18 protein-coding genes are annotated in these 16384 nt (G+C 48.7%); 8 read left to right on the forward strand and 10 right to left on the reverse strand.

Going from position 1 to position 16384, the window contains the following annotated elements:
- Nucleotides 1-49: 49 nt before the first annotated feature.
- Nucleotides 50-1552, forward strand: coding sequence for a S8 family serine peptidase (locus ACJJI1_RS06260; RefSeq protein ID WP_444958870.1), 1503 nt, complete (start codon nt 50-52; stop codon nt 1550-1552).
- Between the two features lie 127 nt (nt 1553-1679).
- Here the strand turns inward: ACJJI1_RS06260 and ACJJI1_RS06265 are convergent, their stop codons facing one another.
- A complete protein-coding gene (locus ACJJI1_RS06265) occupies nt 1680-2633 on the reverse strand; it encodes a LysR family transcriptional regulator (RefSeq protein ID WP_444958871.1) in 954 nt (317 codons plus the stop codon).
- 201 nt (nt 2634-2834) lie between these two features.
- Here ACJJI1_RS06265 and ACJJI1_RS06270 point away from each other — a divergent pair, with 201 nt between their 5' ends.
- The 3 genes from ACJJI1_RS06270 (at nt 2835) to ACJJI1_RS06280 (ending at nt 4517) form a co-directional block, all read left to right on the forward strand.
- Nucleotides 2835-3128, forward strand: coding sequence for a putative quinol monooxygenase (locus ACJJI1_RS06270; protein ID WP_282930872.1), 294 nt, complete (start codon nt 2835-2837; stop codon nt 3126-3128).
- A 317-nt stretch (nt 3129-3445) separates the two neighbouring features.
- Nucleotides 3446-3676, forward strand: coding sequence for a DUF350 domain-containing protein (locus ACJJI1_RS06275; protein ID WP_108734840.1), 231 nt, complete (start codon nt 3446-3448; stop codon nt 3674-3676).
- 4 nt (nt 3677-3680) lie between these two features.
- The gene (locus tag ACJJI1_RS06280; RefSeq protein ID WP_282930871.1) at nt 3681-4517 is read left to right on the forward strand and encodes a transglutaminase domain-containing protein; all 837 of its coding nucleotides are present in this window, start codon (nt 3681-3683) and stop codon (nt 4515-4517) included.
- A gap of 50 nt (nt 4518-4567) precedes the next feature.
- Here the strand turns inward: ACJJI1_RS06280 and ACJJI1_RS06285 are convergent, their stop codons facing one another.
- On the reverse strand, nt 4568-6961 hold the full coding sequence (locus ACJJI1_RS06285; RefSeq protein ID WP_444958872.1) for a zinc-dependent metalloprotease: 2394 nt from the start codon (nt 6959-6961) through the stop codon (nt 4568-4570).
- A gap of 184 nt (nt 6962-7145) precedes the next feature.
- On the opposite strand from ACJJI1_RS06285, the gene ACJJI1_RS06290 reads away from it, so the two are divergent.
- Nucleotides 7146-7931, forward strand: a complete 786-nt coding sequence (locus ACJJI1_RS06290) for a DUF2884 family protein (protein ID WP_444958873.1) — start codon at nt 7146-7148, stop codon at nt 7929-7931.
- A gap of 70 nt (nt 7932-8001) precedes the next feature.
- Here ACJJI1_RS06290 and ACJJI1_RS06295 read toward each other — a convergent pair whose 3' ends face one another.
- On the reverse strand, nt 8002-8706 hold the full coding sequence (locus tag ACJJI1_RS06295) for an alpha/beta fold hydrolase (protein WP_444958874.1): 705 nt from the start codon (nt 8704-8706) through the stop codon (nt 8002-8004).
- A gap of 514 nt (nt 8707-9220) precedes the next feature.
- Nucleotides 9221-10609 (reverse strand): pyridoxal phosphate-dependent decarboxylase family protein, encoded by a 1389-nt coding sequence (locus tag ACJJI1_RS06300; protein WP_444958875.1) that lies wholly within the window; start codon nt 10607-10609, stop codon nt 9221-9223.
- 258 nt (nt 10610-10867) lie between these two features.
- Here ACJJI1_RS06300 and ACJJI1_RS06305 point away from each other — a divergent pair, with 258 nt between their 5' ends.
- Nucleotides 10868-11458 (forward strand): DUF998 domain-containing protein, encoded by a 591-nt coding sequence (locus tag ACJJI1_RS06305; protein WP_444926171.1) that lies wholly within the window; start codon nt 10868-10870, stop codon nt 11456-11458.
- 8 nt (nt 11459-11466) lie between these two features.
- Here the strand turns inward: ACJJI1_RS06305 and ACJJI1_RS06310 are convergent, their stop codons facing one another.
- Nucleotides 11467-12159, reverse strand: a complete 693-nt coding sequence (locus ACJJI1_RS06310) for an ArsR/SmtB family transcription factor (RefSeq protein WP_444958876.1) — start codon at nt 12157-12159, stop codon at nt 11467-11469.
- Nucleotides 12160-12248: 89 nt separating this feature from the next.
- Between ACJJI1_RS06310 and ACJJI1_RS06315 the strand changes: the two genes are divergently transcribed.
- Both ACJJI1_RS06315 and ACJJI1_RS06320 read left to right on the forward strand, forming a co-directional pair.
- The gene (locus ACJJI1_RS06315; protein WP_444958877.1) at nt 12249-12587 is read left to right on the forward strand and encodes an NIPSNAP family protein; all 339 of its coding nucleotides are present in this window, start codon (nt 12249-12251) and stop codon (nt 12585-12587) included.
- Complete coding sequence (locus ACJJI1_RS06320) at nt 12587-12889, forward strand: antibiotic biosynthesis monooxygenase family protein (RefSeq protein ID WP_444958878.1); 303 nt, start codon at nt 12587-12589, stop codon at nt 12887-12889. Before ACJJI1_RS06315 ends, ACJJI1_RS06320 begins: the two co-directional genes overlap by 1 nt.
- A gap of 83 nt (nt 12890-12972) precedes the next feature.
- On the opposite strand, the gene ACJJI1_RS06325 is transcribed toward ACJJI1_RS06320, so the two are convergent.
- Genes ACJJI1_RS06325 through ACJJI1_RS06345 form a run of 5 tightly spaced genes read right to left on the reverse strand, consistent with a single transcriptional unit; the run spans nt 12973 to nt 16381 of the window.
- A complete protein-coding gene (locus ACJJI1_RS06325) occupies nt 12973-14184 on the reverse strand; it encodes a DUF3570 domain-containing protein (protein WP_444958879.1) in 1212 nt (403 codons plus the stop codon).
- Nucleotides 14120-14335 (reverse strand): DUF4266 domain-containing protein, encoded by a 216-nt coding sequence (locus tag ACJJI1_RS06330; RefSeq protein ID WP_413663671.1) that lies wholly within the window; start codon nt 14333-14335, stop codon nt 14120-14122. The genes ACJJI1_RS06325 and ACJJI1_RS06330 overlap by 65 nt, the downstream gene beginning before the upstream one ends.
- 4 nt (nt 14336-14339) lie before the next feature.
- Nucleotides 14340-14816, reverse strand: coding sequence for a TlpA disulfide reductase family protein (locus ACJJI1_RS06335; protein WP_413663672.1), 477 nt, complete (start codon nt 14814-14816; stop codon nt 14340-14342).
- 30 nt (nt 14817-14846) lie between these two features.
- Nucleotides 14847-15500 carry an outer membrane beta-barrel domain-containing protein gene (locus ACJJI1_RS06340; protein ID WP_444915265.1) on the reverse strand — a complete coding sequence of 218 codons (654 nt, stop codon included), beginning with the start codon at nt 15498-15500 and terminating at the stop codon, nt 14847-14849.
- Nucleotides 15470-16381 carry an outer membrane beta-barrel protein gene (locus ACJJI1_RS06345; RefSeq protein ID WP_444958880.1) on the reverse strand — a complete coding sequence of 304 codons (912 nt, stop codon included), beginning with the start codon at nt 16379-16381 and terminating at the stop codon, nt 15470-15472. The genes ACJJI1_RS06340 and ACJJI1_RS06345 overlap by 31 nt, the downstream gene beginning before the upstream one ends.
- Between the last annotated feature and the right edge of the window lie 3 nt (nt 16382-16384).

Below are 16384 nucleotides of genomic sequence, written 5' to 3' on the forward strand. Positions count from 1 at the left end.
GAACGTCGACAAAAGCAACAATAAACATAGAAATCTTCAGGAGCATCCAATGAATAAATCCTTGTCTGTATTTGCAGCCAGCATTTTAGCGCTCGCCGTAACCGGCAACGCCACTGCTGAGGACAAGCGTTATATCGTGACTTTCAAGCAGGGAAAAGGCGAATCCGTTAAGTCTTTTATGAAGAAGAGAGGCGGAAGACAGGCTCTTGAAATACGCCGCCAAAATGCGATGGCAGCACATATGTCTGCAACCACCCTAAAAGAAATGCGCTCGAACCCGGATGTTGCTTTTATTGAAGAAGACGTTAAGCGGTATCCGATGTCCCAGGAAACCCCCTACGGGATCACCATGGTGCAGGCAGATCAACTAGGTGATACTCAGGCCGGCAACCGCACAGTCTGTATTATTGATTCCGGCTACGACCTGGTTCACGAAGATTTGTCCGGAAACGCCGTCACTGGTACCAGTGACCCAAGCGGCGCAGGTAACTGGTATGAAGATCAAAGCGGTCACGGTACCCATGTGGCCGGCACTATCGCTGCGATGAATAATGGTACCGGTGTCGTTGGCGTGATGCCCAGCAGTAATATTAACCTGCATATTGTAAAAGTGTTTGATGGCGACGGCTGGGCCTACTCCTCCTCCCTAATGGCAGCCGCAGAGGTTTGTGCCGACAATGGTGCTAACGTCATCAATATGAGTCTGGGCGGTGAAAGTGCCAACTTCCTCGAAAGACGAACCTTTAACAACCTAAATCGCCAGGGAATCCTGTCCATCGCGGCAGCCGGAAACGACGGTAACACTGCGCACTCCTACCCAGCCTCATACTCCTCTGTTGTATCCGTCGGTGCTATCGATAGCGATAAAGCTATCTGGTCCTCCTCTCAGCAGACCGACCAAGTAGAACTCTCCGCGCCCGGTGTGCAGGTTCTATCTTCTGTTCCCACTGATACTGGCAGAATCTCTAGCTTAACCGTCGGCAGTGTTGACATCGAATCAGCCCCAATATCAGGCACCCCAGCTGGTGCAATCACCGGTTCAATGGAAGACTGTGGTACGGCTGAATCCGCTTGCACCAGTGCGGCAGGTAAGATTTGCCTGATTGCTCGCGGCAATATCAGCTTTGCGGAGAAAGTTTTAAATTGTGAGTCCGGTGGTGGTATCGGAGCGATTATTTACAACAATGAAGAGGGATTACTCTCCAGCGCAACCCTGAGCGATACTGTAACCACTATTCCTTCGGTTGGTATTTCTGACACTGACGGTGCAACTCTACTCACGCAGCTGAGTGCCAGCGTAGATTTGGAAAATGAGGCTACAAGCTACGAATATTTCAATGGCACTTCCATGGCTACCCCACACGTTGCCGGTGTTGCCGCATTGATATGGAGCCACTTCCCCAACTGTAGCAACACAGATATCCGCAACGCTCTAACGGCTACAGCCGAAGACCTCGGTGATGCGGGAAGAGATAATGCTTACGGCTACGGCCTCATCCAGGCAAAAGCAGCCTATGACTACTTGGATACCTACGGCTGTTCCGGCTCCTGATCCTATTCGGATTAAATAGGGCTTGAGTAAGAAAGGGGAGCAAAGCTCCCCTTTCCTTTGTCAGAACCGAGAAAAACCTGTTGAGAGTTTTTATAGATAGCCACAGGGTTAAGAAACTATTTGGGACTCAAGATATATCCACCCCCGTACGGAAATCGCTCTCAGAGAGTAATCCCTCAGCGAGCAGCTGCTTTAAAACCCCCGAACACCGTTCTCTCAAAGTATCGCGCACTAATCGTACCGTCGGTGTTATTGACTGCCTCCCCGGAGATACCAACCATAGCTCCGTCGCCTTGGGTTTATAGTCACGCATAGTGGCCACTACCTGACCGGAAAGTAAATCCGCAGACATATCCAAACATGACTTAATGGCAAGTCCATAGCCAGAGGTACACCAACGCCGCACCAGGTCACCGTCATTCGACGACCTATTCCCAGACATACGTATCTTGTATATCTCTTCGCCCCGAAAAAACTCCCAATTATTGTGCACAATCTCGTGAAGTTGATAAAAAAGGCCATTATGTGCGGAGAGCTCCTCCGGTGTTTGCGGGGAACCGTTTTCCTGCAAATAGGCCGGGGTTGCACACAATAAACGGGGCACGTCACAAATCTTAAAACCATACAGGTTGGCATCCGCTGGGGGGCCGTAGCGCAACGCGATATCCACAGGATCCCGGTAAAAGTCCACTTGGCTATCACTGATATTCACTCTTAGACTCAGCCCCGGGTGTTCCTGCAACAATTGATCGAGCCAGGGAGTTACAAGGTTCCTTCCCAGGTCCGAGGATGCACCTATGCGAAGCTCGCCATCTATCTGACCGCTGTCTTCCTTGAGATTTTGCCGGGCGAGGTCCAAAGTCAGGAGGGCCTCCTCACATTTGGGAATAAACCTTTCCCCAGCACTGGATAGCCGCAATTGCCGCGTAGTGCGAATAAACAAGTCCGCTCCTAGCGCGCTCTCCACACGCTTGATCGCTGCGCTGGCAGTTGCAGTGCGTAAGTCGAGACTGGCGGCGGCCGCAGTGATACTGCGAAACTCGGCCACTTTAAGAATGACCCTCAAGTCTTCAAGCTGCATATTTTCAATATATTTTTGATAAAGATTCAAAGATTATAGTGTTTCTAGCAATGTAATCTAGATCTAGAATGACTTCATCAGCTCGACATCCCAGTCCTTACCCAGGAGGCAGCTAAGCTGTTCACTAGGTCTCCTCTGAAAGGATCAAGGAAAAGAGTACAAACCTTAATCCAACACATATTGAAACAAAGAGGTGTTCACATGAGCAGGCTCACTATCGTTGCCAACATTAAAGCCAAGGCCGACAAAATTGACCTGGTGAAATCTGAATTGTTAAAACTCATTAATACAACACGAGCAGAAGCTGGTTGCATTAATTACAACCTTCATCAAGACAATGACAATCCTGCACACTTCCTGTTTTATGAAAATTGGGAAACTCGCGATCTGTGGCAAACCCACATGAACAATAAGCACCTGGAAGACTATATGAAGGCAACCGAGGGCGCCGTTGAAGAGTTTGTATTGAATGAAATGACCGAGATTGATAACTAATCAAACTCGGTGTGTTATCCAGGTTCCCGCCTGGATAACACCGAGCTAATAAATACACTTCTTCAAAAGGCTTTCCCGGTAAATTAAGCGTAAAATCCCTTCGACGGAGCAACTCTTCGTCTAGAGCTATTCCCCAATAGCAACCCAGCCAAATAAAATATTAATCAACAAGTCCGGATTGCCAATTAAGGTTGATAATTACCTGTAAATTAAGCTGTCGGTTTATCTGGGTCGGCCATCCTTTGCACTCAATCAGACCCTATGCTTAAATTATTCCATTAACAGCCACTAATAAACATAATTAGCCTGAAGGATTTATGGAACTGGAATTTTTAACGGCAACCCTGTTTAACCTGGGCATTAACCTGATTTATACGCTGCTAGCGTTATTTATTGGTATCACCGCACTGATTACCATTGATAAGAAACTGCTTCGCTCTGTAGATATCGAAGGCGAGCTAAAAAATGGCAATATCGCCGTATCTATATTTGCATCAACCATATTGATATTTGTTGCCATCATTATTTCGTTTGGCCTCAAGGGATAGCACTATGCGCAAGTGGCTGGCTATCACACTGATACTTTCCCTCGCACTGATCACCCCTGAACTTGTACGGCGAGCGAATACACAGGAGCCGCCAACTAAAAGCACACCGGAAATCCCCCTTTCCGATAATTTACGGAGCTTTGGTAGCAGCGGCAGTCAGTTAGCCAGTATTGTGGACTCACAACAAGGTGTAGTGCGAGTGGTGGGTACCCGCTACCCTCTGGAAGAAAAAACCATCCAGAAAGTAGTCGACAAACGCTCACTGGAAGAGAGCGCTCATGTCTCAGTGTGGAACTGGCAGGGAATTGAGGCGGCGACAGCGTCCGCCCGGGGACTGGACCAGCAACACCACTTTGCCAACAGCTACCTGGTGGGGTTCAAGCCCTTTAAGACTCAACAGCTTTGGGTGCCTCTTTATACACTGGCTATGAATAAAGAGTACCAATACGATCACCTGCAATACGCCGGTTTGTCAGACATTTGGCAAACATCCCGGCAGGCCTATTACCAAAAGCGTGGTGACTGTGAAGACCACGCTATTTTACTGGCAGATTGGCTGATCGAATTGGGAGTTGATGCGCGGGTGGCACTCGGAACCCATAAAGGTCAGGGTCACGCCTGGGTAGTGGCCATCTTAAACGATCAAGAGTACCTGCTGGAGGCAACCAGCAAACGCCGCCAGACCAGCTGGCAAGCCATGCCCCTGGCAGCGCTGGCGGAGGGTTACGATGCGGAATTTCAGTTTAACCGCCACTTTTTCTGGGCGAAGAAAAACCCAACCCCCACTCGACAATACCGAGGAAATCACTGGGTAAAGAAGTCCCAGTTTATTCGCGGTTAATGCCCAAAGGGGGTGAGCGTTTACAGCCCACCCCTTTTATCCGTTTCAGATCAGATCGGAGATCCTGGCGGCAACGCTTTAACCGCACCAGGTTTTACTTCCAGCTTGCCCTGCTTAAAGGCATCGATGCGCTGTGCCTCATAGTAATAGTGCGCACTATAGCCCTCAGGATCATCGCCAAACAGCCGCATAGAACCAATTTCTTGAAGAAGTTTTGCCAGCTCCAAATGCGCTTTGGCCCGCACTGATTCGTCTGCCTTTGCATTACTGGCCAGTAACATCAACTGCTCGATATAGGCGTGATTAACTCGCTGGTGCACACTCGCCTGCAGACCGGTATAACCCTCACCCTGCAGAGCCAGCGCGCTCAAGCGCTGCAATAGGCTAGCAAACCCCGGTACCTCACTGCTGCGGGCACTCTGTTGATTCATTCGCGCCGCGCGCTGCGGGTCCATCAGGATTGATAGCGTATGCCCAGCAGCCGCTTCCGCCAGAGCCACCCCATCAAAAGCTACCCCCGTATATGAGGGGAAGCTCTCGATAGTACGTTCGTAGCCATAGGACTTGGGCGGAATCAGCTGCAAGACCTGCTCCGGCAAGGTGAGAAACTGCGGCGAAAGTGTATCCAACAGTGCATCAATTGCCCGCTGTTGTCGCTCTGCGGGCACCAGGGTATAGCTATTTTGATCGGTACCGTTGTAGACATAGTCATAGTCCAAGCCACCAATCAATTTGCCCACAGCCTCCGCCTGGTAGCGATGACCGTAGTACACAGGCACCAGGGTCTCTTCCAGGTCAGAGCGGGGCGCGGATAACGGCGCTGCCGCCGCAGAGAAGTTATCCAGGGCATGACGCCTCAAGTCGACCATCCGCTGGAATTCCATCAATGGGTCGGTGCCGTTGTCCCAAAGGTGTGAGACTGCGTGAGCATTATTGATGGTGCGGGAGTCCGGGTCTGAAATAAAGCGCAGCTCTTGTTCCCCGGCCTCAGCGATAACACTGTCGAGATAACTTTTTTCATCATCGCTCTCGCCATAGCCGTAGCGAACCGCCAACTTATCCCAACTGCCGATGCCAGTGGCGTAGGCATCTGTCAGGTCCAACTTACCTCCCAGCAGAGAGACCAGCGGAGCCGGGTAATCCATTACTGAAGCGCGCTCTTCGCTACTGGCAGCAAAGTTGTGCGCCAGCCCCAGGGTGTGGCCTACTTCGTGAGCGGATAGCTGACGGATACGGGCCAGGGCCATATTCTTTAGCTGCTCAGTACTGACGGTGTGGCCGCGGTAGGGCTGTACAAGCCCTTGAGCAATCAGAAAGTCCTGGCGAACACGCAGGGACCCCAAGGTAACATTGCCTTTTAGAATTTCGCCGGTGCGGGGATCGTAAACCGAATAACCGTAGGACCAACCGCGAGTGGAGCGGTGTACCCAATTAATCACGTTATAGCGAACATCCAAAGGATCGACGCCTTCCGGCAGAATCTCTACGCGAAACGCATTTTTAAATCCTGCTGCAGCGAATGCCTGGTCCCACCAGCTCGCCCCTTCGATCAGGGCGCTGCGCACCGGCTCAGGAACTCCGGAATCTACGTAGTAAACAATCGGCTCCACAACCTCATCGCTACCCGACTTCTTCTCCAGTCGATGACGGTAGATATAACGCTGGTCCAGAGGCTCTTCAATCGCCGTAGCGTAATCTCGATAAGCGAACGGGAAGTAGCCACTGCGGCTGTGAAAACGGCGGGGCTCATAGTCGTTATCTGGCAATTCAATCAGGGAGATATGCTGGCGCAGGGACACCAATGTAGGGGTCGGAACCACTTCGCGCAGATAGTTTCCCGGAGCTGATCCAGCAAAAGTTAGCTGGGCCTCAAACTCACTATTCTTGGGAAAGTTTTTTGTGCGGGGCAGATAAACTGCCGACTTGCTCTTATCCACACTGTAACTGCCCTGCTCTGCGCCCTTGAGACGTGTAGCAATGCCGTGCTGATCGCTCAACAGGAAGGGCGTAAAGTCCACCAGTACCGCCTTATCGCTCTGGGCAAGCACCTTGAAGCCCCAGAGTACGGACGAAGCGAAAGCTTCCTCAACCGCGCGGCGCTCAGCCGCATTTGCTGATTGGGCACGGTATTTCAGGTTCACCTGATGCAGTAAAACCTTGTTACCCGACTGCTGGAACTTCACCAAGCGGCTCTCACCCACCTGGTTGCGATCCAGGCCCACCGGGTTTGAACCCAGTCCCTGGGCCAGCCCAGTGAGCAAGAGCAACTCGCGCTCAAACTCATCGATCTCCAGCAACACCCGGCCGTTAGCCTCGTCCCAGTAAAAGTCGTGGAAGCCGCTGTGCCTATGCATGCCTGCGGTGTACTCCGCGATGCTCCCGGCCTGTGCCATTGTGCTGACTATCAAGAAGCACAGTGCGGCAATGTGCCTGCTTATGGACATTGAATACCCTCAATTTATTAAGTGTTATAGGCTAAAAATACAGAATACCCGCTGGAACATCCATGCTTGGCCATCACTCCCCGGGCCTGCGTCAGGAAAAAATGAAAAATATTTCAAGCTGCCTGCATCTGTTCGGCTACCCAGGCGCGTCACATTGAAAAGACACACAATAGGAAACCGGCATATGTGGAAGCCAATCGCACTTTCAACCCTGATAGGCCTCGGTATCAGTTCACAGGCATTGGCCCACGATTCTTTCCATGTCGATACCAGCACCTGCACAGTGTCTACAAATTACGCTATTGAAGTAGGCCCGGACTTTTTCACCGTCGATGGGGAAGGCGGAAAACTGGTGACATTTCAGGTGCCCAACCAGCTATCAGTGGATGGTGAGTTGCTGCCCCTCAATTCTCAGCAGGAGCAACTGCTTCAGGAATACCGTCAGCAGCTTCACATCGCCGGTCGCGACACACTGGTACTCACCCTTGAGGCGGTCGATATCGCAATGGATGGCCTATCCATTGCCATCAGCACCCTCGCCGGGCCGGACCACCCGGATATCCTCGAACTCCAACAGTTTTCCGCCGACCTGATCCAGCGCACTGAGGACCGCCTCAATCAAGAGGGCGAGATCTACCAGCTGGGAAACGAGGAAATGGGTAGCTATATAGAGAAAACCATCTCTGAAGAGTTTGAACCCCGTATCGAACGCCTCGCTATGGAGTCCGCGGGAACTATTGCCTGGCATGCCTTCAAAGCTGCCTTTACCGGCGGGGATAGCATTGAGGAACAAGCCACTGAAGAGGCGGAGCGGTTACTGGAACAGCGCGGTAAAAGTATTGAGCAGTCTGCAAACCGCTTGTGTACACAACTGGAATCCATCGATCGACTGGAAACCGACCTACATCAGCAGGTACCAGAACTCAGTCACTACGACATAGTTAAAGCCGGCCTGGTTGTCATCAATTAGGCGCTCTTGATTTTCATCCCCCCAAACTCGGCCGCACTGCGGCCTCTTTTTTAAATTTTCCACTGTATTGTCACAGCCCCTGACGCTGCAAAAACTCCATTGCGTCGGTGACACTTTGTTCAGCATTTTCGACATGAGACATATGCCCCATCTTCTGATATACGATTAACTCTCCATTAGGCAACTTGTCAGAGAAATACTTTCCTACGGACAAGGGAATAATTTGATCTTCTTCCCCCCAGATAAATAAAACTGGAATTTTAATAGTCTCCAAGTCCGGCAACGGCTGGAAATTGATTGTGGCATTAGCAACCAAATTGATCGCTGTACCGCGATTCTTCTCATAGCGGGAAAGCAAATAGATTCGTTCCAACATTTCCCCCGGCAGAGCCTGCGGATTGTAGAAAAATTTGGAAGCCAGCATTTTTCTCAATAATCCACGACTACCAATGTGCGCAACCATTTTTCGCCCCCAATGGCTGGTGGCAAATCGAGCAATACCAGCAGGCATTTCCAGTCCCTTGCCACATTTATAACCACCGGGAGAGACAAGAATAGCGGCCTTGGGTATATTCGGATGTCCTGTTAAATAGCGTAAAACTCCATTTCCACCAAATGAATGGCCAGCGATCACATAGTCCCTAAGTTTCAGGGTTGCAACAAATTCTGCAATAAAATCGGCAAAATGCTTAGGTGTATAAGTGCCTCCTGGTAACGGGTCGGTCAATCCATGCCCTGGTAAGTCCACCAAAATAACATGATATTTTTCTGCCAATTTTGTCGCCCAGGCATTCCAGGCGCTCAGTGAATCACCACCACCGTGAAGACAAAGTATATTAACGCCATCAACAGGCCCCATCTCGCGATAATTAACGGATAAACCACCAGCTAGCGTAAGTTGATTAAAAGAGAATTTCAGTAGCTCATTGCGACTTAAACTGGGACTACAAAACGCCATCCACAGAAGCCAGAGTAGAATTAGAAAAAGAATTAAAACCAGCCAAAAAGTCATCGTTCTACCCGAGCCCCTCACCTTTATGCGCTGAAAAAGTGGCTGAGTTGGCGGAAATAGTAATACCGCAAGCAAAAGCTTGAAAATAATGGCCCAGATCCGCGCCCATTCAACAAGGATAGACGGCGCTCGCAACTGAAACTGGCTGCTACTGCCAAAGGTAGAAAAAAGAGAACCTCTTAGTAATTCACCAATATCCCTGCCTAACCTAAAAAATGCAAATATTAAGTGCTATTTACTTTAGAAGGCCCCCTAGTACTTCAAGTCACACAAAGGGTTATCTAGACATCTGAGCCTCCGTCGCCCGGCAAATAGCATCCAGGGTGAGGGCAATATCATTATCGGTAGTCGCCCAGGAAGAGACGCTAATACGCAGGGCCGTTTTTCCTCTCCAGGTAGTCGTTCCAAACCAGCAAACGCCCTCCTCCTGTATGGTCCTGACTATCTCTTGAATGTCTTCCGCAGTGCCAATAGTTGCCACCACCTGGTTTAACACTACATCGTTAAGGATCTCATAGCCCATTTCTGCCAAGCCTTCGCACAGATGCTGGGCATGGATACAGCAGCGATCAATCATCGCCGCTACTCCCTTCGGGCCCATCTCCTGAATCGCCGCCCACACTTCCACCCCTCTGGCCCGACGTGAGAATTCTGGCACCATATCCTTGGGGGGCACCAGCGATCCCACTTGCAAGTATGGCGCCTGGGTTGTCATCACATTGTGTACAGCCCCCGGCTTTCGACAAATTGCCAAACCGCAGTCATAAGGCGTATTTAGCCATTTATGAGCATCTACAGCCCAGGAATCTGCTTGTTCTACTCCAGTAGTCAGCACTGATTTCGCTGGAGATGCCGCTGCCCACAAACCAAAGGCACCGTCGACATGTACCCAGGCACCATTGGATTTAGCTTCGGGAATTATGTCTGCAAACGGATCAAAACTGCCGGAGTTTACGTTGCCCGCCTGAAGGCAAATAATGGTGGTTTCATCAACCTCGGGAAAAGTATCTGCTCGCACCCTCCCCTGTTCATCACAGGGCGCTTTAATCACCTGATCCATACCAAATCCAAGAATAGAGAGCGCCTTGTGAACTGTGACATGGGACTGTTCAGAAACAACAATACGCAGTGGCGGCGCACCGGCTAGCCCGCTTTTTGCCAAGTCGATATTTAATTTTTGATAAAGTGTATTTCGCGCAGCAGCCAAGCACACCATATTGGCCATAGATGACCCTGTGGTGAAACCCACACTACTTTCCATTGGCAAGGTTAACAATTCCAATATCCAGTTTGCCGCAATACGCTCCAGATAAATTGCAGAAGGCGCCGACGCCTCCAGAACCGCCACTTGGTCCCAAACGGCGTTCATTACCGCCGCGCCCATAGAAGCTGGCGTAGCTCCACCTACCACTAATCCGAAAAATCGCCCACCGGTACTGGCAACTGTTGCCGGAGAACCATAACGGTGCAGGCTCTCGACAACAGCCTCTGCCGGTTCCCCAGCCCGGGCCAAGTCACTGTTAAAAAATTGCATTTGATCAATATCAAAAGCGGACGGACTTACGCGACGATCGCGAATATCAGCAACATATTCCTCAGCGTACCGCGCTGCCAGGGATAGTACTTCTATGGCATTAGAAAAATTTTTGCTGTCATTATTATCCATTTTCGACCCCTCAACTCCTTTTCCAGTACCTGATCTAGTATAAAAAATTAATTACGCTATTAGACTTAAACTAATAAAAATTTAATTAAAACGATACGAACAATAAGGACAAAAACACTTATCTTTATGGCAAGAATCGCTTTTAGATAAAGTTGAAATAGCAATAAACTTGGCACGATCGAAGACAAGGATTAACTTGAAAGGACTTTTTATCTGGTGCTATCTTCTGCCCCAACATAACCAGTCGGGGCTCATACAGTGTTTGCTTACTTGGGGTTTATCTCGCTGGTATGGATGGTTGTAGGTGTTACATTGGCAGGAGCAAAATACTCTGGCTATAGCCATTCAAGACAATTCTGTAGCGAACTAGGAGCCGTTGGAAGCCCAACCCAGAAGCTCTCCCCCCTCATTAACAACTACCCACTTGGCATATTATTCTTCTTATTTGGCCTGCATATAATTCAAATTGAACAGGCCCCAGTTGTACTTACCATCATTGGAGTTTTAATTATCATCCACGGTATTGGAACCTGGGTTGCGGGTTATTTTCCTATGGATGCAGATCCCTATACAAAAACCCCTAGTCTTGAATGCCAGATACACTCCTGGGCGGGGATGCTTATGTTGTTGTCTTTACTCATTGCGCCATTGCTAAGTACTTTCAGTAGTTACTTCTCAATAGAATTCAGGCTATTTAGTACAGCCTGCTTGCTCGCTTCTATCTATTTTACTGTTACCTTAAAAAAAGCCTACGAAGAAAAAACCAACCCCGGTCTGCACCAACGTCTCAGCTATGGAGCACAGTTGATATGGTTAACGGGGCTTTCCTTTAATCTGATAACGAGCTGACAAATAATTTATAGCAACTTGGAGTGATCAATCTGATAACGCTTCGAGAACAGTAAAAGCCCCTTCTGGGAGAAAGTAATCGCCCTGGAGTCCGCTCTTCTAACCGCCCACTGCTTTGCCAAGGCATCTTCGAGTATCCATTGACCCAAGCTGCCTGCAAGGTGGCTTTTTCGTTCGCTCCAGTCTAGGCATGACTTGCAAACAGGGCGCTTACGCTGCTTAAAGCTAGCTACGGTTGCCCCTCGCTCCTGAAAAAATATTTCACCCTCTTTAGTCAAGGAAACTTGCTGTGATTGCTCGGAGAGCAACTCACTAGCCAAGAGGGCCTCGTACAATAGAACACCAGTCATTCCTGCTAAATGGTCATAGCAGATGCGGGACTTCCTTAAATCTGGATCTGCGGGCCCAGTGGTAACTTTTTGAGGTACCAGGGTGCTACTCAGATTGAGCAGTGCTTCTAGCGCTTCGGCAACTTGATGACTCGCCAGCTGAAAGTACTTGTGCCTACCCTGCTTGCGAACTATCAGCAGCTTGCTATCTACCAGCTTGGAAAGATGGTTACTAGTAGTCTGTGCAGTCACATCAGCCTCACAGGCTAACTCTGTTGCTGTCAGTGCTTTTCCACTCATAAGCGCCATCAATATTTTTGAGCGCGCCCGATCCCCAATCAAACTGGATATTACCGAAATGTCAGGTTCCATGGTTACCCTCGCAACAGTTCGTTGACCACCGAAGTATAGAAAATTAAACCATCTAGAATGCCAGCAAATTATGAATAGAGGCAACTTAGATGACTGTAACCTGTTTTATTGAATACAAGATCGATCCGTTTAAGCTTGATGCTTTCCGGCAGTATGCTGAGAACTGGGGCAAGATCATTCCCAATTGTGGCGGACGACTATTAGGATATTTTCTACCTTCTGAGGGCACCAACTTTCAGGCCTTTGGTATTATTAATTTCGATAGCTTGGCTCACTATGAACAATATCGAAAACTGCTTAAGCAGTCTCCTCAGGGCAGTGAAAATTTTCAATTTGCGATGAGGGAGAAGTTTATTCTTGAAGAGAAGCGAAACTTTTTAAATGCTGTGCCAGAAACCTACCTGAAGTTCCCACAGGAAAGTCACTGATGATCGCCGTCATATTTGAAGTCACACCAAAGTCTTCAGGAAAAGACAAATATCTGGCCGTTGCAGCGGATCTAAAAGAACACCTAACCAGCTTCGATGGATTTATCTCAGTCGAGAGATTTCAAAGCCTCAATCAGCCAGGAAAAATTTTGTCACTCTCTATTTGGCGGGATGAAGAATCTGTAGTGAGTTGGAAAAATCACAAGGCACATTGTGATGCACAACACCTAGGCAAAAAACAACTATTTGACAACTATCGTATAAGGATTGGGAAAATTCTTCGGGATTACTCTATGCAATAAATCAACAGTCAAATTTGACTCAGACTATAAAGCCTCTGCATCTTATTCTTTTACTGAAAAACAGAACGCAGAGGCCCCCATTCCTAAAAACGGACTGACCAAAATAATCGAATTACATTGGCAGAGAAACTATAAGCCGGTTCGTCACCGGGACTGATAGATGTAGCTGAACCGTGTACCGTGACATCGAGAAAGTCATCGTAGTCAAATAGAATATGATCCCAGTAAAGGTTAATTGTATTCCTGCGATTTAATAGAGACCAGCGCCGTGGTAACTCATAGGACACTCCCAGGCCAAGGGCCAAGGTTGTGAAATTGCTCAACTCCTTATCACGAGCACGAAAGTTGGTAGCGTTGAGATAGGGAAAAAGGTCGCTGTAAAAATCTGCACTACTCTGCTGATAGTAACGGATCTTTCCTTCAAAAACCCACTCGTCTTGTTCTTTCCAAGGGTGGGTATAGCGAAACTCTACATTGTCTGCAACGATTCCCCAACTATCCGCATAGTGTCGATACTCCCCTTTAATCGCTGCGCGATAGGGCAATCTATATTTGGCCCTTAGGGCAACCGCATCACTGTTGCGAGTTCTGGGGTAAACCTCGGCCTGATAGCTAAATCCTGTTCCAGATGCTTCATCGAGATACCTAACACTGCGATAAGGGTTGTTGAGATACCCTTCATCCGACACAGTTTCGACACTCAACTCTGCAATCAACTTTTGCGTGAGAATCTGATTCCAACTAAGTGCGTAGCGACGGTGTTGCGCTTCATCAGCAAAATTATCGTCGCCATTGCGGAACACATCATCACTTCCATAACTAACCCGCAGGTCGATAGTACTTAAATCGCCAAAGAAACCCTGACTGATGCCGAAAGCAACGGTTTGGGCCTCGTAGTCATTCTCAGAACTGTTGGTGTACCCCACGCTGATAGTAGTCTTATCCACCAGGTAGTCAGCACCCAAGGAGTACTCATCCCGTTGCTCCGAATACTCACTGGCCGTGGCCTCCACATCAATAGAGGCCCCGGAAATCATGTCCACATAGTAATTGGCAGACAGAGAAACATTGTTGCCAACATTCTGGCGAATCAATACTGAAGGCCCATCAATGGTCACTCCACCACCGCTATAGGCGTGATACATATTGTCTGCCCGCTCTTCGGGAAGCACTGCGGCCACGGCAGCGAGCGGTGCCAAAAATGCCAACCCGCCCCAGCGAGATAGAAGCTTAGTTACAACCACATCCACCTCCACTGCCTCCTTCAGCTCCACGCGCAGCTTCGCGAGCTTCATACACGTGATTCATATAGCGAGCAGCTACCGGATCCTGCTCAAACCCCATAATAGGATCCGCAAGAAATTGCCGTTCGTAGGGTGCAATCCACGGGTTAACAGTACAACCTGTACTCATCAAGAAAGTGCAAACTAGCAATAGTGCACGCATGACACTACTCCCGAATCAATTCCTTGATCATTTTTTTATAGGCAGCTTCATCCCCATCACGATAACCTTTATGGATATAGCGAACGTTGCCATCACGATCAATAAATACGGTGCTGGGCATAGCGGCAACACCATACATTTTGCTCACTTCCCCTTTGCTATCAAAAAGAATCGGAAAATCCACTGGGATTTTCGCTAATAGTGAGTCCGCATCCTTACGCTGTGCATCCACATTGACTCCCCAAACCTGGAAGCCAGCAGCTTCATAGCGAGCATGTAACTGATCCAACAGCGGCATTTCCTGACGACAAGGGCCACACCAGGAAGCCCAGAAATTCAGCATAATGACATCGCCGCGCTGCTCTGCAAGCCTCAAATTTCCGCCCTGGTTGGAACTCAAGGTAAAATCCTTAGAGGGCTCTGCGGCGGAAGCCTGTGACATCGATAAAAGCAGCGTCAGGAAAGCAGCCAGGTATTTCATGGAAGAGTCCTTGTTATTTTTGATGATCAATTAAAAAAAGATGGTAAGTCCCAATTGGGCAGACAGATTATTGGTGACTTGGGCCTCGCCAAATAATTCATGTTCAAAAACATGGTCGCGAACATCAAGGCGCACCGCGAGCCAATCGTTCGCAAGCATTCTCACTCCTGCACCAAAGTTGTAAGTGAAGTGCTCCTCATCAGCAAACGAGGTATTTCCCACACCTCCCACAACATAAAAATTGGCATTAAAGGCCCAGTCATCAAATACAAAATACTCACCCTGGAAAATATTCCAGCCCACAGAGGTATTGTAATAACTGAGTTCACGCTGCTCATCGGTCAGTAGTGGTGCGGCACCGCTCAACCTTTCAAAGCTGGATTCTCCCAACTCAGTCTGGGCATAGGTGGCCTCTATAAAGAAATCTTCGCTGATATGGTAGGCCGCTGAAGTGCCGTACAGGGAGTTTGAGCCAAAATCCTCGACATTGATAACACCAGCAAACAAACCAATTTCTATATTTTCACTATCTATCAGGGCGTCACGTATCTCTCGCCGTTCCAGTTCAGGTGCGACAATATCCGCAAGTACTTCATCATCCTGCTGAGCACTGCATACCTGGGTCCCCACCAATGCGGAAAGTGCCGCGGAGCCTACAGATATACGTCGAAACCAAGTTTCCACTCGACTATCTCCTGATTATTTTCCTGCGTAGTAAGCAAGTAGTGATTCGTGTATTCCGCCCTGATGGCAAAACGGCGCGATAAGTAAGTACGCAACCCTACGCCCGCCAACATCGTTGTATCTTGCCGATCTTCGGTGGCAACGATAGTTGCGTTTGGAGAGGTAATATTTATCCCAGCTCCCAAAACAAAATAAGGGGATATTTTCCAATGTGGGAATGGCTGGTGGACCATTGCTACCTGATAGACTTGGCTGTCTGAATAGGAACCTACCGCCTGGGTTGCACGTATTTCAGTAGCTAGATTGGCAGTAAATTGGTAGCCCAGGCTAACTCCCAGGGAGTCCGCTCCAGCAAAATCACCGTAATTCAAACCTAGGTAAAAGTAACCGTCGTCAATATCAGAAAAGTCCGGCAAGGGAACTCGAACAATTTCTCCATTTTCTCCGTAGATCTCACGTAAGTCGTCAACTTTTACCCAGCCGCTTTTATTGCGTGAAGTCAGCACTTTTACCCAGTCGGTGCGACGTTTAAGCAGCCAAATTTGTTCACCATATTCAGCGACATAATATATCGGGTAACCACGCCCCGGGCCTCGGTAAATATTAATAAATGCATTACCGACTGTAACCAGCTCTGCATTCTCAAGGCCTTTATTTTTTTTCTCAGTCTCAGTCTCAGTCTCAGTCTCAGTCTCAGTCTCAGCCTCAGTCTCAGTCTCAGTCTCAGTCTCAGTCTCAGTCTCAACCAATTCTTCTTGTTGGGTATCATCTGAGGAATCAGATTCCATCAAAGTTTGTTCAGAAGAAGCCTGCCCAGAAAAAAGTAGCAGCAATACAAATACCGCGAAACTGCCAATAGAATTTTGGTGTAACTTCAACATGGT

This window comes from Microbulbifer maximicatervae (SeqCode), from assembly GCF_052467065.1.